The sequence below is a fragment of the Streptomyces sp. NPDC001292 genome (assembly GCF_042896465.1).
GTDB lineage: Bacteria > Actinomycetota > Actinomycetes > Streptomycetales > Streptomycetaceae > Streptomyces.
On record NZ_JBIAXG010000086.1, the window covers coordinates 1 to 17,886 of the forward strand.

18 protein-coding genes and 2 pseudogenes are annotated in these 17,886 nt (G+C 70.5%); 10 read left to right on the plus strand and 10 right to left on the minus strand.

Going from position 1 to position 17,886, the window contains the following annotated elements:
• Positions 1–449 precede the first annotated feature (449 nt).
• From ACFY4A_RS41345 to ACFY4A_RS41370, 6 genes are all read left to right on the plus strand, one after another.
• Positions 450–620 (plus strand): hypothetical protein, encoded by a 171-nt coding sequence (locus tag ACFY4A_RS41345; RefSeq protein ID WP_390834469.1) that lies wholly within the window; start codon positions 450–452, stop codon positions 618–620.
• Between the two features lie 5 nt (positions 621–625).
• The gene (locus ACFY4A_RS41350; protein WP_390834470.1) at positions 626–823 is read left to right on the plus strand and encodes a DUF6233 domain-containing protein; all 198 of its coding nucleotides are present in this window, start codon (positions 626–628) and stop codon (positions 821–823) included.
• 46 nt (positions 824–869) lie between these two features.
• Positions 870–1,085, plus strand: a complete 216-nt coding sequence (locus tag ACFY4A_RS41355; protein ID WP_390834471.1) for a hypothetical protein — start codon at positions 870–872, stop codon at positions 1,083–1,085.
• A gap of 157 nt (positions 1,086–1,242) precedes the next feature.
• A complete protein-coding gene (locus tag ACFY4A_RS41360; protein WP_390834472.1) occupies positions 1,243–1,743 on the plus strand; it encodes a hypothetical protein in 501 nt (166 codons plus the stop codon).
• A 45-nt stretch (positions 1,744–1,788) separates the two neighbouring features.
• Positions 1,789–2,385 (plus strand): TetR/AcrR family transcriptional regulator, encoded by a 597-nt coding sequence (locus ACFY4A_RS41365; protein WP_390834473.1) that lies wholly within the window; start codon positions 1,789–1,791, stop codon positions 2,383–2,385.
• Positions 2,382–2,750 carry a DoxX family protein gene (locus ACFY4A_RS41370; protein WP_390834474.1) on the plus strand — a complete coding sequence of 123 codons (369 nt, stop codon included), beginning with the start codon at positions 2,382–2,384 and terminating at the stop codon, positions 2,748–2,750. Before ACFY4A_RS41365 ends, ACFY4A_RS41370 begins: the two co-directional genes overlap by 4 nt.
• Positions 2,751–2,804: 54 nt before the next feature.
• Here ACFY4A_RS41370 and ACFY4A_RS41375 read toward each other — a convergent pair.
• A pseudogene (locus ACFY4A_RS41375) lies at positions 2,805–3,155 on the minus strand (ATP-binding protein).
• Between the two features lie 238 nt (positions 3,156–3,393).
• The gene (locus tag ACFY4A_RS41380) at positions 3,394–4,008 is read right to left on the minus strand and encodes a TetR/AcrR family transcriptional regulator (RefSeq protein ID WP_390834475.1); all 615 of its coding nucleotides are present in this window, start codon (positions 4,006–4,008) and stop codon (positions 3,394–3,396) included.
• A 169-nt stretch (positions 4,009–4,177) separates the two neighbouring features.
• Between ACFY4A_RS41380 and ACFY4A_RS41385 the strand changes: the two genes are divergently transcribed.
• Positions 4,178–5,797, plus strand: coding sequence for an APC family permease (locus tag ACFY4A_RS41385; protein WP_390834476.1), 1,620 nt, complete (start codon positions 4,178–4,180; stop codon positions 5,795–5,797).
• A 482-nt stretch (positions 5,798–6,279) separates the two neighbouring features.
• On the opposite strand, the gene ACFY4A_RS41390 is transcribed toward ACFY4A_RS41385, so the two are convergent.
• The 5 genes from ACFY4A_RS41390 to ACFY4A_RS41410 are packed head-to-tail and all read right to left on the minus strand — an operon-like array spanning position 6,280 to position 13,109.
• The gene (locus ACFY4A_RS41390) at positions 6,280–7,086 is read right to left on the minus strand and encodes an SDR family oxidoreductase (protein WP_390834477.1); all 807 of its coding nucleotides are present in this window, start codon (positions 7,084–7,086) and stop codon (positions 6,280–6,282) included.
• On the minus strand, positions 7,083–9,176 hold the full coding sequence (locus tag ACFY4A_RS41395) for an acetate--CoA ligase family protein (RefSeq protein WP_390834478.1): 2,094 nt from the start codon (positions 9,174–9,176) through the stop codon (positions 7,083–7,085). The genes ACFY4A_RS41390 and ACFY4A_RS41395 overlap by 4 nt, the downstream gene beginning before the upstream one ends.
• Positions 9,164–10,351: a Glu/Leu/Phe/Val dehydrogenase dimerization domain-containing protein gene (locus ACFY4A_RS41400; protein WP_390834479.1), complete on the minus strand. Its 1,188-nt coding sequence runs from the start codon at positions 10,349–10,351 to the stop codon at positions 9,164–9,166. Before ACFY4A_RS41400 ends, ACFY4A_RS41395 begins: the two co-directional genes overlap by 13 nt.
• Positions 10,348–11,952 (minus strand): 5-guanidino-2-oxopentanoate decarboxylase, encoded by a 1,605-nt coding sequence (locus ACFY4A_RS41405; RefSeq protein ID WP_390834480.1) that lies wholly within the window; start codon positions 11,950–11,952, stop codon positions 10,348–10,350. Before ACFY4A_RS41405 ends, ACFY4A_RS41400 begins: the two co-directional genes overlap by 4 nt.
• Positions 11,952–13,109, minus strand: a complete 1,158-nt coding sequence (locus ACFY4A_RS41410) for an acyl-CoA dehydrogenase family protein (protein WP_390834481.1) — start codon at positions 13,107–13,109, stop codon at positions 11,952–11,954. The genes ACFY4A_RS41405 and ACFY4A_RS41410 overlap by 1 nt, the downstream gene beginning before the upstream one ends.
• Before the next feature lie 487 nt (positions 13,110–13,596).
• On the opposite strand from ACFY4A_RS41410, the pseudogene ACFY4A_RS41415 reads away from it, so the two are divergent.
• Positions 13,597–14,064 (plus strand): annotated as a pseudogene (locus tag ACFY4A_RS41415) (IS5 family transposase); the annotation flags it as partial.
• A gap of 29 nt (positions 14,065–14,093) precedes the next feature.
• On the opposite strand, the gene ACFY4A_RS41420 reads toward ACFY4A_RS41415, so the two are convergent.
• Positions 14,094–14,825, minus strand: a complete 732-nt coding sequence (locus tag ACFY4A_RS41420; protein WP_390834482.1) for an SDR family oxidoreductase — start codon at positions 14,823–14,825, stop codon at positions 14,094–14,096.
• Between the two features lie 480 nt (positions 14,826–15,305).
• On the opposite strand from ACFY4A_RS41420, the gene ACFY4A_RS41425 reads away from it, so the two are divergent.
• Positions 15,306–15,716 carry a hypothetical protein gene (locus ACFY4A_RS41425; RefSeq protein ID WP_390834483.1) on the plus strand — a complete coding sequence of 137 codons (411 nt, stop codon included), beginning with the start codon at positions 15,306–15,308 and terminating at the stop codon, positions 15,714–15,716.
• An 878-nt stretch (positions 15,717–16,594) separates the two neighbouring features.
• Positions 16,595–17,062, plus strand: coding sequence for a DUF1348 family protein (locus tag ACFY4A_RS41430; RefSeq protein ID WP_390834484.1), 468 nt, complete (start codon positions 16,595–16,597; stop codon positions 17,060–17,062).
• A gap of 166 nt (positions 17,063–17,228) precedes the next feature.
• On the opposite strand, the gene ACFY4A_RS41435 is transcribed toward ACFY4A_RS41430, so the two are convergent.
• On the minus strand, positions 17,229–17,429 hold the full coding sequence (locus ACFY4A_RS41435) for a hypothetical protein (protein ID WP_390834485.1): 201 nt from the start codon (positions 17,427–17,429) through the stop codon (positions 17,229–17,231).
• Positions 17,430–17,449: 20 nt separating this feature from the next.
• Positions 17,450–17,656, minus strand: coding sequence for a hypothetical protein (locus ACFY4A_RS41440; RefSeq protein WP_390834486.1), 207 nt, complete (start codon positions 17,654–17,656; stop codon positions 17,450–17,452).
• Positions 17,657–17,886 lie beyond the last annotated feature (230 nt).

Sequence of the window (17,886 nt, forward strand, 5' to 3'; positions counted from 1 at the left end):
GGGCACACGTGCCCGCACAGCGCGTTGAAGCAGGAAGCCCCCGGAAGGGTCAGACGACCCAGGCCGGAATCCCTGGACTTTAGGCCAGGGAGCACATCAATGTCTGGAGGCCCGAGAGCCGGGCACAGTGAAGGGGAGACCGCCGTCGTGTCGATAAGCGAGAACTTCGCCAAGCTCTTCAAGAGGACGGCCAAGACTTCTGACGGCGACCCGTTCGCGGTGGAGCGCCCGTGCCAATGCTCGCCGGAGTGGCCCGGCTTGGAGACGACGGCGAACGGGTACATGCTCCCGGCTCAGCTCTCCAGCCACTACAGCGTTCTCACGAACCCCGAGGTAGGTCCGTTTGTCGCGCGCTGCACCAGTTGTCACGCACGCTATCCCCACCCTTGGGTGATCCCGCAGGGCGCGCCGATGCCTTTCGACTGGGCTCGTGAGACTCCGCCGAGCGCGTGAGCGCCGAGCAGGCTCAGTACGACCCCAGCGTCGCGCGCTACATGGCGGAAGCACTCATTGGCATGGTCGCCGTCGTGCCGATCCCCGAACACGCCGTGGGGCTGCCCGACGAGCCGCCGCCGGCGCCGGTCGCCCCGCCGGACCCCGCCACCCTCGCGAAGGACTGACCGGTATGGGCATCACCCGACTCATGCTGGAGCACGGCCCGAACCGGGATGCTCTGCCGATCACCGTGCACGTCGGCGGCGCCCATATGGCAGGCAAGCGGTGGAAGGGGGTGCCGTGGGACATGGCGCTGCGGGCGCTGACCGAGGGGGTACAGGTGTGTGGGCACTGCCAGCCCGATGCTGCGCTCCGGTACCTCGACTGATCCACGCCGCGATGCGTTCCGCACGGCCCGGCCGCAGGATGGTGGCATGGCTGCTCGCGTGATCGTGGACCCGCCCGGGAAAGGTGGCGGCCGGCAGGTGCGAGCCGACGGGACCACCCTCGGCACGGCCTACAGCCTGCACGACCTATCAGTCTTCATGGAACGGGCCGGCGTGGAAGGCTTGGACGAACTGGACGTGGCGATGTCACCCCTGGTGGAGTGGCATGGCGGCGGGCCCGAGGTGTGGCCGGCGACGGATTGATGCTGGAGCGGCCCTTCCCGTGCGGAGGCTGACCTGAGACTTGTCGTGGCCGTGGCCTCGCGGTGCCGCTCGGCCCTCGACCTCGACTGAGAACAGCTCGTCGCCGGCGAACTGCTGCGTTCCGCGTATGAAGATCCGAAGGTGGGTCGGCCGCGGCGTGTCCGGGCTGGCCGTGGGCGGGGCACTGGTGGTGATGACGGCGTGCAGCGGGGAGGCCGGTAAACAGAGCACGACCAGGGAAGAGGAGCCGGCTGCGGTGACGGCCCCGACGGTGAAGCCGGATACGACGACGGCCCCGAGGGTGAAGCCGGATGAGATGAGGGCGACGAGATCCGCTGCGCTTCAGTACACGGGCCTCACTGCGGAGGAGACGTACTCCGGTGGTTGTGTCACTGACCAGCAATGCAAGGCGGCTCTCATCCTGCTTCAGTCGGTTGCGTCTCCCGTGGCGCAGCAACTGCACGACGAAGCGGGGTGGGATCCGTACTACGCGGATCTCCGCGACCTGGCCGACAGGGTGTCCGAGGGCGTGCAGGAGACGGATCCGGCGGACCTGGCCGCGATGGATGCCCTCCTGAAGGAGGTCTTCGCGAACCACCCCGTGCTGCCGTCGCCGCGTTCGTCCCGGCCCCTGGCCTCCGTTCGGAAACCGTGCTGACCGACACCATTGCGTCGGTGTAGCCGCGCCGACTATCTTCTGAACATGTTCACTGAACGCGTTCAGGCAACTCGCGCCGAACGAAAACGGCGGACCACCACCCGCATCATCGAGGCCGCCGAAAGACTCTTCCAGGAGCGTGGCTTCCAGGGCACAACGGTGCGGCAGATCGCGGCGGAGGCGGGTGTTTCCGTGGGTGCCGTCATGGCAGTGGGGGACAAGGAGTCTCTGTTGAGCCTTGTCTACGACCAAGCCATCGCCGCCCGCATCCCCGCCCCACCGGCGGCGGAGTCCGCGGCCTCCGCAGTCGACTACCTGGCTCATTACTTCGACCCGTTCCTCGATTTGTTCGCCGAGAACGACGAACTCGCGCGCTCGTACTTCCGGGCCCTGACCCGCGGTCAACCCGGGAACGCGGCCCTCGGCGGGCTGCGCACGCTGACCGAGGACAATCTCACCGCCGCGATGGTGAAGGCGGGAATACCCGGCCCCCGCGCCCGGCACGGTGCGCAGGTGATGTTCACCAGCTACCTGGGTGAGCTGATGCTGCTTGCCGCGGGATCCACCGACCGGCGGCAGACGGCGACCGGGATCCGGCGCACCGCCGAATTCGTCACCGTATACGAAGAGGATGACCGATGACCCTCTCTGAGCTCCCGTCTCCCGTCTGGCCAATCCTGATCCTGCTCGGGATACAGGCGGGCGACGCCGCAATGATGCTCCGTCCACCGAGATTCATCGTCGACTGCCTGGACGGCGTACGGTTCCCGCGCGACTGGTGGTGGGCGCTGATCACCCTCAAGGCGGCCTCCGTAGTGGGGCTCATCGCCGGGCTCTGGGTGCCCGGCGTCGCCATGACGACCACTGCTGCGATCGTTGTCTACTTCCTGGCGGCCGCCGCATCCCACATTCGCGCGCGAGCCTTGAACTCCGCGTTCTGGGTCAACTGCCTGGGCATGCTACTGCTGTCCCTGGCTGTGCTCATGGTGAGCTTCGTGCGGCTGTAACTCACCACGAGCGCTGTCGGCGTGACAGTGTCGGGATGGCCCTCAGGCACGAAGTCACAGGGGTCCTCCATCAGTGGGTTTCGCGTTCGTCGCAGGTGGCCTGGAGTCGGTGGGACTCGGTGCCGGTCTGGAGCAGAGTGCCGCGGAAGGTGAGAGGTCGGCGATGGCCACGCAGAGCCGGCGGTCGCCGAACGTCTTCTCCCACTCAGCGAACGGGGAGTACGTCGCGACCGCCGTGGCCTTGCGTTCCTCCCGCTCCGTGAAGATCTGGAACAGCAGCTTGGAGCCCTTCTTGTCCGGGTTCGCCTAGCCGAACCCGTCCAGAGACAGAAGGTCGACCTTGTTGTAGCGGGCGATCCGCGACGAGAGGCGCTTGGCGGCCTCCGCCTCGGCAAGCTCGTTCACCAGGGCTCGCGTGGTGGTGTAGCGGACGGTCAGTCCGGCCTCGGCGATCGCGGTGCCGATCCCGACGAGCTGACGAGAAGCTGCTTCGGGGCGGCGCCGGTGTCGTCGCTCTCCCCCCGGTCACCTGCGAGGCCGGCCCGATGGTCAGCCTGGCCGGACACAAACAGCCTCCTGGCGGAAGACGCGCAGCAGTACGGACGAGCGGAGCCGCCGCTGGTCGCAAAACGGCCGGGCCGGGTCAGTTCGCCGCGAGTTCACTCGGGTCGATCCCGAGTTCGCGGGCCAGGGCCTCGTCCGCCCACGCCTGAATGGTGCGTTTGGGCAGGCCTCCCGCATAGGCGGTGGCCTGCACGGCGAGCCCGTCCAGCAGGGCGGTCAGCCGCCAGGCAGCCACCTTCGGATCCGGACAGACGTACTCGCCCGCCTCGGCTCCCTCGGCGATCACCTCGCTGATCGCGGCCTTCCACTGCCGGTCCAGGTCCTCGGTCACCGCGCGCAGCTCAGTCTCCCGTAGTGATGCCGCCCAGCCCTCGATCCAGATCTTCCAGCCCTTGGCCTGGCCGGTGGGCGAGTACCACCGCACCGCGGAACGCAGCCTCCGCCGGGCGCTGCCGGTGCGCCCCAGGATCGACCGCAGTCGTGCCAGGTCGCCCTCGGCCGCGTGCTGGAAGGCCGCCGCCACCAGCTTCTCCTTGGTCTCGAAGTGGTAGATGACCAGCGCACTGCTGACGCCCAGTACGGCGGCGACGTCGGCAACGCGCAGGGCCGCCACACCACGCTGCTCGATCTGCCCGACGGCCGTGCTCAGGATCTCCTCGCGCCGTTCCGCCACGCTCAAACGCACTCTTGTCACGGGCCCAGCCTACCCACCGTGAGGATCGCCCCTGGTCGCGGAAAAACCTGTTCACGCTCTCTTGACCGACCGGCGCGACGCGCGCCACAGTCTCCCCTACTGACTGTCCGTTCAGTCAGTATTCATCGGTGGTCCACTCCGCAACGCCACGCCCGTAGGAGCCGTGCCCGTGACCCAAGCGACCCCATCATCCGGCCTGAGCACCCCCGATCTGTCAGAGGGATGGAGCGAGCAACGCTCCCGTCTCCGCAAGGAGCTGCGCCGTATCGACGTGCTCTTCTTCCTGATCTGCACGCTCGTCGGCCTCGACACCATCGGCTCGGTCGCCGCTCAAGGGCCGCAGGGACTGACCTGGATGGCCGTCCTCGCCATCGTCTTCTTCCTGCCCTACGGCCTGCTCGTCGCCGAACTCGGTGCCGCCTTCCCGGTCGAGGGCGGTCCCTACGTCTGGACGCGGCTCGCCTTCGGGCGGTTGGTCGCAGGCCTCAACCAGGTGCTCTACTGGCTGTCCAACCCGGTGTGGCTCGGCGGCAGCCTGTGCATCATCGCCCTGACCACCTGGGAGGAGTTCTTCACCCCGCTGCCGGGGCTGTGGAAGTACGCTGCCGGGCTGGCCTTCATCTGGATCGGCGCCCTCGCCGTCATCCAGTCGGTCCGCGTCGGCAAATGGGTGCCCACCATCGGAGCCGTGGCCCGGATCGTGCTGCTCGGCTTCTTCCTCTTCTCGGTGGTCGTCTATGCCGTCGAGCACGGCGTCCACGCGCTTCCGGCAGGGCAGTTCAGTCCCACGTACACCGGTTTCATCGCCCTCGTGCCCGTCCTCATCTTCAACTACGTCGGCTTCGAACTCCCCAGCTCCGCCGCCGAGGAGATGACCAACCCCAGGCGCGACATCCCACTGTCCATCCTCCGCTCCGGTTTCGCCTCGCTGATCCTGTACGGAGGCCCCATCCTCGGCATTCTCTTCGTCCTGCCGGCCAAGGAGATCGGCAGCCTTGCGGGCTTCATCGACGCCTGCAAGGCGGTCTTCACGGTCTACGGCGGACACATCGCCCCCGACGGCACCGTCGTCCTCAGCGGTGCCGGCTGGGTGCTCGGCGGCATCGCGGCGGCCGGACTCATCCTCGGCCTGCTGACCAGCGGCGTCACCTGGGCCATGGGCGCCCACCGGGCGCAGGCGGTCGCCTGTGCGGACGGCGCGGGACCCGCCTGGCTGGGCAAGTTCTCCGAGCGCCACGGCACCCCGGTCCGGGTCAACCTGCTCTCCTCCGTCCTGGCGTCCATCCTGCTGATCGTCGCCCTCAACCTCACCAGCGGCGACGGCGAGAAGTACTTCGCGGCCGGACTCGGTCTCGCCATCAGCACCACGTTCATCTCCTACGTCATCACCTTCCCCAGCCTTGTGGTGCTGCGCCGCAAGTACCCGGACGCACTGCGGCCCTACAGCGTGCCCGGCGGACGGTTCGGTGTCTGGGCGGTCACCGTCCTGGCCACCGGCCTGGTCGCCTTCACCGTCGTGGTCCTGCTGTGGCCGGGATTCGGCGTGGGCTGGTTCGGCACCGCCGGATCGGCCGCCCACTCGCTGCCCCCGAGCTTCGCGGGCCAGCGGCTGCAGTACACCCTCAGCCAGGTCGTGCTGCTACTGCTCTTCTTCGGGATCGGCGCTCTGTTCTACGCCTGGGGCGCCCCGGCGCGCCGCCGGGCGCGGGAGGCGGAGGCGGCGGCCGCCCGCGAGGGCCGGGAACCGGACCACCGTTGGGCGCCGGCCGAGTCCTCGGCCGAGCAGTGAGCGGGTGAAGTGGCATGCCCACCTGGTCGGCCTGCGCGCGCCCGGCCTGAGTTCTGTAGGCCTCCCTCGCATTCGGCGGCCGGCCCTCGAGCCGGCCGCCGTGTGCGGGAACCGGTCCACCGCGGCCGGCCCCCACCCCGGTGCCTGCCACGACCACTCGGGGCCCCTGGCAGGCGGCCGATCGCCGACCGTGCCCCAACGGGCGCGGCGGATCGGGCTGGAGGGTTCAGGCTGACCTGATCCCCCTGGCGTTCCCGCCCGGGAGGAATCGCCCCACCGCCCCGGGCCGCGCAGCCGTCCGGGTTGCCTCTTCGTATCCGCCCGCAAGTCCCCGAGGCACGAACGGTATGCCCGGGATACGGCTCGGACGGCCCCGACCGGGCAGATGCCGCGTTCACGGCCGACAAGTCGGCGTACGCAACACGCACAACACCGGGCCCGGTCGGCGATGCGCCGACCGGGCCCGTCCGTGCCGCCGGGAACTACGCGTCCGGGGCCACGTCGCGGCCGTACACCTGCTTGCCGAGCCACTGACCGCCGTCGATGGTGAGGCAGTCGCCGGTCAGGTAGGAGGCGCGGTCACCGAGCAGGAACAGCGAGGCGTCGGCGATCTCCTCCGGGGTGGCGAAACGGCCGGCCGGGACGGTGGAGAGGACGGACGCTCGCGCCTGGTCCGTGGCCCACAGAGCCGCGCCCGCGCCCTGGGTATCCGTGGGGCCGGGGGCGATGCAGTTCAACCGGATGCCCAGTGGGGCCAGTTCCACGGCCAGGGTGCGCGTCATGGCCAGCACTCCCGCCTTGGCTGCGGCGGAGTGCACCGTACCGGGATGCCCGTGCCAGGCGTAGGTGGCGATCACCGACAGGATCGCCCCCGGCGTGCCCTGTTCACGCAGCCTGCGCGCAACGGCACGGGTGCAGAAGAACGAACCGTTGAGAACGATGTCGACCACCGCACGCCAGCCGTTCGGGCTCAGCTCGATACCCGGGGCGACGAAGTTCCCGGCCGCGTTGTTGACCAGTCCGTCCAGGGTGCCGAAGTACTCCACTGCGCGTTCGACCAGTAGGTCGACGGCCTCCGGGGAGCGCACGTCGGTCGGGACGGCGAGCCCTTCGGCACCGCGCTCGGCGAGCAGGCCGACGGTCTCGTCCAACGTGTCCGCCGAACGCCCGGCGACGACGACCTGCGCCCCCGCCGCGCCGAGCGCGAGGGCGATGGCGCGCCCGATTCCGCTGCCGCCGCCGGTCACGATGTAGGTGCGTCCGTCGAATCCATGGGGGGTGGGAGTCATGAGGCGTGGCCCTTCGGAAGGTCGTCGGTAGGAACGGGCACGGCGTGGGCGTCCAGGGCGATCACGCCGCCCGGGTGTGCGAGCAGTGGGTTGACCTCGATCTCGGACAACTCCGGATGCCGAAGCGCGACATCGGCGAGCAGGACCAGTGCCGCCGCGGCGGCGTCGAGGTCGACCGGAGGTGCGCCGCGCCACCCGGCCAGCAGAGGAGCACTGTGCAGCGACAGCAGCAGCTGCCGGGCGCGGTCGGCGGTGAGCGGAGCGAGCGCGAGCGCGGTGTCGGCGTGCAGTTCGGCCGTCACACCGCCGAGGCCGACCATGGTCACCGGCCCGAACACCGGATCACGGCGCACACCCGCGATGAGTTCCACCGCGTGCGCCGGCGCGGCCATCGCCTCGACGGCGAAGACCGCGGAGCCCGTCCCGCGCGCCATTGCGGCGAACGCGTGGCGCAGTTCCGCCTCGTCCCGCAGACCGAGGGCAACACCGCCCGCCTCCGTCTTGTGGGCCAGCCCCATGGCCTTCAGGACCAGCGGAAAGCCCAAGCGGTGGGCGGCTCGAGCCGCCTCGTCGGCCGTGTGGACGAACACCGCGTCGGGGAAGTGCAGCCCCTGGGACAGCAGGAGGTTTCGGATCGTCCGATACGACCCGTCGGACACCGGCGGGACGGCGGGGTGGCCCGGGTCCGTGAGAGACCGTGCGCTCGACGCCCGCCAGCGCGCGGCGCCCGCCAGTGCCGCGGCCGCCTGCTCGATGCGTTCGTACACGGGGACGCCGTGCGCACGCAGCACGGCCAGTGCCGCGGTGTCCCGGGCCATCGAGTGCACCACGAGTGGCCGTCGGTGCTCGTCGACTGCCGCGCACAGGCTCCTGGCCACCTCGCACTCGCGCTGTTCCTGTGCGGGATTGGCGGTGGCGTAGTCCCCGAAGTAGCCGGTGAGCAGCACGGTGTCCGCATCACCGCTCGCGAGCAGGGCGCGGCTGATGTGGGCGTAGTTGCCGAAGTCGGCCTCGCCCGCGCCGGCGAGGTCGGCCGGATTGTGGGGTGTGGCGCCGGGTGGCAGGCGGGCCGTGAGCGTCTGCACGGTGCCGGGGGAGAGTTCGGGCAGTTCCAGTCCGTGTGCGGCCAGTGTGTCGGCGGCCAGGGCGCCCTGGCCGCCGCTGTCCCCGGCGACGGCCACCCGCCGCCCCGCCGGCAGCGCCGGGGACAGCAGCGCGACGGCCGTGTCCACCAGTTCGCCGGCGCTGTCGAGGAGCAGCGCGCCCGCCTCCCGGCAGGCGGCGGCCACCGTGGCGTACGGGCTGACCAGAGCACCCGTGTGCGAGGCCGCCGCCCGCTGGGAGGCGGTACTGCGGCCCACGGTGAGCAGGAGCACCGGTTTTCCCGCGCTGCGGGCGGCCGCCAGCGCCTGGACCATGCGGCGCCCGTCCCGGAAGTCCTCGACGTAGGCCGCGACGACCCGGGTCGGCCCGTGGTGGGTCAGTGCCTCCAGGGCATCAGCGGCATCGATGTCGGACTGGTTGCCGAGGGAGACGAAGCGGGACATCCCCTGTCCGGCACGGGCCAGCAAACGCCCGATCTCCAGAGCCAGATTGCCGCTCTGCGACACCAGACCCACACTGCCCGCGGGGAAGTCGCCCCAGGTGAGCCGCAGTTCGCTGCTGGTGTCGACGACTCCCATGCAGTTGGGGCCCAGCAACCGTGCCCCGTGCACGGCGACCAGCGAGGCTAGTTCGCTCTCGTCGTCCGCCGCGCACCCGGAGGTGATGACGGTGAAGCAGCGGGCCCCGGTGGTCAGACCGTCGACGACCACCTGGCGGACGGCGGCCGGGGGAACCGCCACGACGACGTGCTCGGGGGGCGCGGCCAGCGCGTTCAGACCTGGCAGGAAGGGAAACCCGTTCAGACTGCCGCCGTTCTGGTTGATCAGGTGGACCGCGCGGCGGTGCCTGCCCGACAGGGCTCCCGTGGCCAGCCAGTACCCCCACTTCTCCGGGTTGTCGGACGCGCCGACGACGGCGACGCTGCGCGGATCGAACAGCGGCTCGAGGCCCTGTATTCCGGGCCGGGCCGCGGTCACCGGTACCATCCGTAGCGTGCGGCGATCTCTGGCAGCCGGTCCGCGACCAGGGCGTGCGCGGCGGCGCGCGGGGTGGTGCCGTCGGCCTCGGCCCGGGCCAGCATCAGATCGATCAGGGTGCGCATCGAGCGGCGGATGTGTCCCAGGGCCTCGTCGGCGTCCGCGCCGATGTCGCCGAAGAGTGTCCACCACCACCAGGCGTTGGTACCGGAGTTGACGACCACGTCCGGCAGGACCGTGATCCCGCGTGCCGTGAGCAGCGCCTCCGCCTCCGGCCGCACGGGCATGTTGGCCGCCTCCACGACCCAGCGCGCCGTGATCCGCTCCTGGTTGACGGAATCGATGCAGTACGAGATGGCCGCGGGCACCAGCACCTCGGCATCCGTGGACAGCCAGGCGTCGCCGGGCAGTTCCACGTCGTCGGCGCGCAGCGCCGCGCGGTCCACGGTCCCGAAGGCGTCCCGGGCTGCCAGCAGCGCCTCCACATCGAGCCCGTCGGCGTTGGCGACGGTGCCCTTCGCGTCGGCGACGGCGACGACGCGCAGGCCGGCCCGGGTCAGGAAGCGGGCAGTGGCCCCGCCCATCGTGCCCAGGCCCTGGAGGGCGACCCGAGTGTCCTGGTAGGGCCGGCGTGCCCGGTCGAGAGCGGCCAGCACCGCTTCGGCGACTCCGCAGCCGCCGGCCAGTTCGCCCAGGCCGATCCCGTCGACCTCGACCGCGAAGGCGTCGGCGAGCCTCCGCCGTGCCGCTTCCTCGTCGTCCAGCAGCGGGTACACCGCCTGGATCGACGAGGTCAGCCCGGCCTCGGCGGCGGCCTTGTCGACCAGGCCCTGGGTCAGTCCCAGGTCCTCCCCGGTGGTCCAGAAGTGCGCGATGTACGGGCGCATCGCCTGCAGATACCGCACCAGGACCCCGTATGCCTCCGGGGCTCGCGGATCGCAGTCGATGCCGCCCTTGGCGCCGCCGAGCGGGATGTAGCGGGCACCCGGGGTGTAGTGCAGCGCCTCCTTCATCGTCATGCCGCGGGCAAGGCCCGCGACCTCGTCGAGGGTGCAGCCCTCGCGCATCCGCAGTCCGCCGCTGGCCACGCCGCGGACCAGCCGGTCGACGACGAGGTGGCCGCGGCGGCCGGTGATGTGGTCCGTCCACGTCAGCGAGATCAGCGGGGTGGCGGTGTCGGTCACGGGGCAATCTCCTCGGTGCGCTCGTCGACGGTGATCACGGTGGGGCCGGGCGTGGTCAGGGCGGTGCGCAGCGCGTCGGCGAGCTGGGCGGGGTTCGCCGCGTGCACGCCGTGACCGCCGTACGCGCGGGCGAGCGCGGACAGGTCGGTTCGTGGATGGTCGACGGCCACCGGGGCGAAACCGCGGGCGGCCATCTCGTCGCGGATCTCGCCGTAACCGCCGTTGTCGAAGACGACGACGGGCAGCGGAAGTCCCAGGTCACTTGCCGTCGCCAGTTCCTGGACGGTGAACTGCAGGCCTCCGTCCCCGCTGAGCGCGACGACCGGGCGTTCGGGGTCGGCCGCCTTGGCGCCGATGGCGGCGGGCAGTGCGTACCCGAGGGTGCCGAAGCCGGTGGGGTGGAGGTACGCCCCGGCCGGTTCGACGGGCAGATGCGGCAGGGCACCGTAGTAGCAGCACTGCGCGCTGTCGGAGGTGAGGACAGCTGTCGGCGGCAGGACCGACCGGATCGCGGCCAGGTAGGGCAGCCAGCGCGCGTCGCGCTCGGCGGTCTCGGCGTCGCGGCGCGCGCGCAGGGCCGCGGCTCCGCCGTCCGTTGCCGATTCTGCGGCGGGCAGCGCGTCCACCAGCGCGCGCAGCGCCACCCGGGCGTCGGCCACCAGCGCTATGCCGGCGGGCAGCGCGGCGTACATCTGGTCCGGGTCGAGGTCGACCCGGACCAGCGTGCCGCTCAGCGCGGGTGTGGGCCCCCACAGGTCCGACTCGGCGAGTTCGGTGCCGACCGCCACCACGACATCGCAGTCGGTCAGCCACTTCTGCACGGCGGGACTGTGCAGCGAGACTCCGACGGACAGCGGGTGCGACTCGGGGAACACGCCCTTTCCGTTGGCGGTGGTGGCCACCGGTGCGGCCAGCCGCTCCGCCAGTTCCAGGGCTTCCGCCTTCGCTCCGTGTGCGCCGCCGCCGAGCACCAGAGCGGGACGCCGGGCCGCGGCCAGGACCGTCGCCGCGGCCCGCACCGCCTCGGGCCGCGGGACCGGTGGTGTGTGCGGCGGTGCCAGACGCAGGGGGCCTGCCGGCTCCGCCGTCTCCAGCAGGTCCAGCGGCACCTCCACATGCGCGGGACGGGGCCGCCCGGTGCGGAACGAGGTGAACGCACGGGCGATCGCCGCTCCGATCTCCTCCACTGAGGAGACCCGGTGGGAGAACCCGGTCAGCTGCCGGAAAGCCTCGGTCTGGCTGGGCATCTCGTGCAGCGTCCCCGAGGCGATGCGCGGATGGCGCAGTGGCATGCCGGGGGAGACGACAAGGAGCGGCACGCTGTCGGAATACGCCTGGCCGACGGCGGCGGCGATGTTCAGCAACGCGGGTCCGGTGGTCGTGATCGCCACCCCGGGACGCCCGGTGGTGCGGGCGAAGCCGTCGGCCGCGTAGCCCGCGCCCTGTTCATGACGGGGAGCGATGTGCCGGATCCCGTGGGCGGCGAGGTGGCGGTAGATCTCCAGGTTGTGTGTGCCGGGGATGCCGAAGGCGAGGTCGGTTCCGTGGGCGGCCAGGGCGCGTACGACGGCCTCGCCGCCGGTGAGGGTCCGGGCCGTCATCACAGGCTCCGGGAGATGACGAGACGCATGATGTCCGAGGTGCCTTCCTCGATCTCCTCCAGCTTGGCGTCCCGCATCCACTGCTCGACGGGGTACTCGCGCGAGTAGCCCCAGCCGCCGAGGGTCTGGACCGCGGCCCAGGTGCAGTACGCGGCGGTCTCCGACGCGGTGAGTTTCGCCATCGCGGCCTCGGCCGTAGCGTCGAGCCCGGCGTCGAGCCGCTTGGCGGCGCGCCAGGTCATCAGGCGGGCCTGCTCTATGCGGGTGCGCATGTCCGCCAGCCGGAAGGCGACGGCCTGGTGCTCGATGATCGGCTTGCCGAACTGGGAGCGGGTACGGGCGTAGTCGACGGCGTACTCGTACGCGGCGCGGGCCACCCCGGTCGCCGCGGCGCCGAGCACGGTACGGGAGATGTCGAAGGTGCGCATCAGTCCGTGGAAGCCCTCGCCCTCCTCCCCCAGGCGGTTCTCGGCGGGGACGAAGGCGTCGGTGAAGAAGATCTCGCGGCAGACGATGGCGCGCTGGCCCATCTTGCGCATGGGCGCGCCGAACGCGACGCCTTCGGTGTCCTTGCGGAGCAGGAACGCGCTCACGCCCCGCGAGCGCTGCGTGAGGTCGGTCTTGGCGAACACGACGTAGAACTCGGCCTCTCCGGCGTTGGAGATCCACGCCTTCTGGCCGGTGAGCAGATAGCCGCCTTCCACGCGAGTCGCGGTGGTGACGATGGCCGCGGCATCCGACCCGGCCCCCGGCTCGGTGGTGGCGAGCGCTGTCATAGGTGTCCCGGGGCCGGTCAGCGGCGTGAGCCAGACGCGTTTCTGTTCCTCGGTGCCGAGTGCGAGGACCGGGTCGGCGAAGAAGCCGTTGGAGCACAGCAGGTTGCCGATCCCGAGGTCGCCCACGCACAGCTCCTCCTGGACCAGCACCTGGGTGAACACATCGGTGAACCCGCCCCCGCCGTACTCCTCGGGCAGCATGAACCCGGTGATCCCCACCTCCGCGGCGGCCTTCCACAGGTCCCAAGGCGTTTCGGTGTCGGCCTCGTCGACGGCACGGGCGCGCGGCCGGATCCGGTCCCGGGCGAAAGCGCGGGTGAGGTCGATGATGTCGGACTGTTCGGATGTGAGTGGAACCACCTCGGTGGGCAGCACGGACACGTCCCTCCACGTACGCGACGACAGAGAAATCTACTGAATCGCCAGTCAGTATTGGGATCCTGCGAAGCTGCTGTCAACGGCCAGTCATCCTGACTCGCCGTTCAGTATCCGAGTGGGTCCCGCGGCAGCTCGCCGCGACGCGGAACAGGACGGGGAATGTGATCGCATGCCGGATGCAAGCCGGCCGACTGCCGGGCCGCGGCACGGGCGGAGCGGGCCGGCGTCTTCGGCACCCCCAGCAGGAGTCATGGCCAATCCCTCGGTGCTCATGCGCAGGTTCAGCGGCCGTGTCCGGTGGGGCGCAATGATCCCTCGCCGGTGGTCACCTCTCCGCCATCGCGGCCCTCGCCATGACCGCGGTCGGCATCCACCCGGTCCTTCCGGCCCTCCGGTAGTTGCCTTCGCCCCATCCCGCGGCTCCCGCGCGGCACGCTCCGCCGACCGTCATCCAACCCCCGTACGCTTCCAACCCGTTCACGGACCGTTCATGCCCGGCATGGCTCCCGCACACCCGTCCCTCCGAGTGGGGTTCGTCCGTCCGTTGCTGCCCGCGTCTCCGCGGGGCCGGAAGCGGCTGGACGACCGGAAGGTGCTCGATGGGATCGTGTGGAAGTTCCGCACCGGGACGGCCTGGCGGGACGTGCCCGAGCGGTGCGGCCCGTGGCCACGCTGCACACCCGCTTCCGCCGATGGGCGCTGGACGGCACCTTCGAGCGGATGCTGCGGGCCGCCCGGGCGAACCCCGACGCGGCCGGATACATCGACTGGCTGGTGTCGGCCGACTCTGCCGTAGTCCACGCCCACCAGCACGCCGCCGGGGGCCCGAAACGGGGGCCCGCAGCCCGGCACTCGGACCCTCCCGGGGCGGCCTGACCAGCAAAATCCACCTGGCCTGCGACGGTGACGGCCGCCCGCTCGCCTTCACCCTCACGGCCGGGACACCAACGACTGCACCGTGAGGCATCCAGGGGTGGGCCGGGTGCTTCAGGAGAGCCAGTCGCCGTAGTGGGTGGGGGCGATACGGGCGTCGCCCTTGGCGATGATGGCGTCGCCGTGGACGGCGGCGAACATGCCCGCGGTGTCATCGGTGACGACTGTGCGTCCGTCGGGGCGGGCGTTCAGAGTGATCCGGCCGAGTTCGTCGAGGGAGAAGACGTCGGGCCCAGCGATGTTGAGGGTGCTGTTCAAAGGGGGGCCGACGGCGACATCGGTGACGGTGTCGGAGACGTCCTCGGCGGCGATCGGCTGGATCAGGGTGCTGGGCAGGCGGATGGTGTCGCCCTCGGTGGTCGAGGACAGGACGGCGTCGATGAACTCCATGAACTGGGTGGCGCGGACGATCGAGTAGGGGATCCGCCCGGCCTTGAGGATGTTTTCCTGCAGGGTCTTGGCCCGGTAGTAGGCGAAGTCGGGCACCTGGTCGGTGCCGACGATCGAGAGGATGACGACGTGCCCGACCCCGCCCTTGTGACTGGCGGCCAGGATGTTGTCCATGGAGGTCTGGAAGAACGTGAGGGAAGCCTCGTCGAAGGTCGGGGAGTTCGTCAGGTTGATGACGACGTCGGCGCCGGCAACCGCCTCCTCCAGGCCCTGGCCGGTGATCACGTCCACGCCTCTGGACAGCGAGAGCGGCACGGCTTCGTGTCCCGCCGCGTTGAGTTTCTTCACGACCTGCGACCCGATCAGGCCGGTACCGCCGATCACTGCGCACTTCATGGGTCACCTTTCGTTGCGCACCACCGCGGGTCGTCACCCTGCTCAGTGACCCGACCCGCGCCGCCTGCCACGGGCGCGTGATCGCGGGCGGATCACGGCCATGCCTCCAGGTTGCTACGGCACTGTGCACGGCGCACGCCGCCCGTGCCACGTCGCTTCTCGCGCCAACGGTCCGCAACGCCGGCCTCGAACACTGGTGGCGTCGGAGCCGGAGCCCTTACGCGGTAACGGTGCTTTGCCCACCAGGCCCGCGACGTCTGAACGCCATGGACGCCTGGGCCGCGGGTGGAGGAGCGCCGCCCGCGACGGCGCCTCTTCCATGTCACTCGTCTGCACCGTCGGAGGCGACGGCGAGCAGCCGTCCGCTGAGGCTGGGACCTGACGCAGGTGCGGCGCGCTGCCTCTTCGGGAGCCGACCGGGCAGATGGAATCGCGGCACGGCGGACACGCGCTGCCGAAGGAGGGAGAAGGTGTCTCCGCATGTCACACCACATCGCGATGGCGCCGGAGGCCACCTGGGTGGCCAGGTGGGCGGGAGTTCTTCTGTGTCTCGTGGTGGCCGCCATCCATGTCGTGGACCAAGGCGGCATCACGACGACGAGAGACCCCTACTATGTCGGCGTCGCCTACCACGTCCTGGAGATCGCGGCCGTGGTCGCCGCCGTGCTGCTCCTCATCGGCCTCGTCCGACTGGGATGGCTGCTGGCAGCCGGGGTCGCCGTCGGCCCCCTGCTGGGCTACATCCTCTCCAGGGGGACGGGACTCCCCGCCTACAGCGACGACATCGGCAATTGGACGGAACCGCTCGGACTGGTCAGCCTGGCCGTCGAAGGAGCCCTGCTCCTGCTGTCGGTGCCGCTCTTCGTGCGAAGCCTGCGCCGCAGAACCTAGTAGAGCTGCGCCGAGTAGCTCGTACACGCTTGTGCCCGGACTGCGGGCGTGACCCCCGATAAAGTCAGCCCCGGAGAAAACCGTCCTGAGCCGGCCCTTCAGCCTGTGCCGACCCCGGCAGGATGCAACCCTGTGGCACCCGCTTCGGGAGAGCGGCAGGGAGGCTGTGCCGGTGACCTGGCCCGCACGCTCATCGACGCGGTACTCGGTCCCACCACCGCGGGTGAGACCACCTACGCCCAGTTGGTGTGGCTGCGCACGGCGATGCGTAAGCGGATCCACGCGGTCTTGGCCCATCACGGCTGTGACCGGAAGGGCGACAACCCCCAATCAGTGGACCGCCCCGGGCCGGCCCATCCGCTGCGCTCGATGACCCGAATGAGCAGCCCGGCCCCTGGACCAGGGTCATGGCCCCTGCCTGCAAGGCGGGGCCGAATGGGCGCGTGCCGCTGCTGCAGCGAGCGCTCTACCTGTAGTCGTCCGGGTGGTCTTGCACAGGGGCAGCATGCCAGCCGCTGCCGGCCCGCCGCGCCGCTGGCCGCCGAAGCGACCGGACGGTGAGAAACGGTGGCGACGGCGGCGGAGGCGTTGGCATGCCAACGGCCCGGTCGGCGGAGCAGTCATGGACCTCAGGTCCGCTGTTGCGATCACGCGGGTGATCGGTATGGAATGAATGGCCGAACGCACCGAGTCGGCATGGCGGCGTCCGGACCGGCCTCACGTTGGCCATCACCGGTACAGCCGCCGCAGAACGTAGGTCGCGTGGCTTCGGTCGGGGGCCGGTGCGCTGCTCGCACCCGGACTGCACGGCCTGCCTGCCCGGTGTACAGCCGGAGGCGGGCAATGGATCTTGAAACCGTGACGCCCTGGGAGAATTCATGGTCTCGAAGCCCCCTGTTCCCCCGTTCACCCGGGAGAGCGCGATCGAGAAGGTCCGCTTCGCCGAGGACGCATGGAACACCCGGGATCCTGAGCGTGTGGCCCTCGCCTATACGGTCGGCAGTCGCTGGCGCAACCGTGCCGAATTCATCAACGGGCGTGAGGAGATCGTCGCCTTCCTCACCAGGAAGTGGACGAGGGAACTGGACTACCGACTCATCAAGGAGCTGTGGGCATTCGAGGGGAACCGCATCGCCGTCCGCTTCGCCTACGAGTGCCACGACGACTCGGGCAACTGGTTCCGCTCCTACGGAAACGAGAACTGGGAGTTCGACGAGCAGGGCCTGATGCGGGTCCGCCTGGCATGTATCAACGACCTTCCCATCAAGGAAGAGGAACGCAAGTATCACTGGCCCCTTGGCCGCCGTCCCGACGACCACCCGGGGCTGAGCGACCTGGGTTTCTAGGGCCTGTTGCGAAAGTTGATCAAGATCTTGATTGATCAAGCGCGTCAACCGGCTGAAGCGGCACCGGGCCGTCGCCACGCGATACGACGCACTTGCTGTCCGCTACGAAGCGACCGTGCTGGTCGCCGCCGTCGACGAATGGCTGTAACCGGCACGTGACCACGTCTCAAGCCCACACCGCTTTGACCACGGCGTGGCCTGCTGAAGCCGCCCGCTGGTAGAGCCCTTCGAGGTCCTTGTGATGGTCGAGGAACTCCTGCCTGGCCTGCGCATCTTCCCGGACGCGGCCGCCGAGCCCGGCACCGGCGACGGCGTTCCACAACTCGTCGAAAGAGACGGTCACGAGGAAGCCTGCGGCCTGCGACACCCCAGGTGGCTCCAGAATCATCAGGGGCGGGTTGGAGGGGTCGGCGTCAGCGCTGTGTGACACGGGGCGGCCGCCAGCGAGCGCCGCAGCGCGCCTGCCGCTCCCGCCTCGGCGAGGGCGTCGGCGACCCCGCCGAGCGCCGCCACGGTCGGCCGGTCCAACAGGGCTTCCAACTCGGCCACGGCCTCCTCGGCCCCTGCCATGCCGCCGCCCGCGACGGTGTCCACCAGCTTGCCGACCCGCCCGGCGACCTCCTGGGCGATGCCCGCATTCCCCGGCAGCGGTGACGTGGCCGGCAGTACGGGTGGTGACGGGGGGCCTGAGTCACATCCGCCGCGCTTGAGGCGGTTGATCCCGCGTCTGCTAGGGCGTGTTTCGAAAGTAGCGCCGTCCGCCCGGAGGGCGGGCCCCGCGGCGTCTGGTGCGGTGCATCGCAAGGCGGAGGGTCGTCCGCGTA

Coding starts and splice junctions, on each gene's coding strand:
- ACFY4A_RS41350 (WP_390834470.1), top strand. CDS start 626: ATGGGCATCACCCGACTCATGCTGGAGCACGGCCCGAACCGGGATGCT.
- ACFY4A_RS41355 (WP_390834471.1), top strand. CDS start 870: ATGGCTGCTCGCGTGATCGTGGACCCGCCCGGGAAAGGTGGCGGCCGG.
- ACFY4A_RS41365 (WP_390834473.1), top strand. CDS start 1,789: ATGTTCACTGAACGCGTTCAGGCAACTCGCGCCGAACGAAAACGGCGG.
- ACFY4A_RS41370 (WP_390834474.1), top strand. CDS start 2,382: ATGACCCTCTCTGAGCTCCCGTCTCCCGTCTGGCCAATCCTGATCCTG.
- ACFY4A_RS41390 (WP_390834477.1), bottom strand. CDS start 7,086: ATGACTCCCACCCCCCATGGATTCGACGGACGCACCTACATCGTGACC.
- ACFY4A_RS41395 (WP_390834478.1), bottom strand. CDS start 9,176: ATGGTACCGGTGACCGCGGCCCGGCCCGGAATACAGGGCCTCGAGCCG.
- ACFY4A_RS41405 (WP_390834480.1), bottom strand. CDS start 11,952: ATGACGGCCCGGACCCTCACCGGCGGCGAGGCCGTCGTACGCGCCCTG.
- ACFY4A_RS41420 (WP_390834482.1), bottom strand. CDS start 14,825: ATGAAGTGCGCAGTGATCGGCGGTACCGGCCTGATCGGGTCGCAGGTC.
- ACFY4A_RS41425 (WP_390834483.1), top strand. CDS start 15,306: ATGTCACACCACATCGCGATGGCGCCGGAGGCCACCTGGGTGGCCAGG.
- ACFY4A_RS41430 (WP_390834484.1), top strand. CDS start 16,595: ATGGTCTCGAAGCCCCCTGTTCCCCCGTTCACCCGGGAGAGCGCGATC.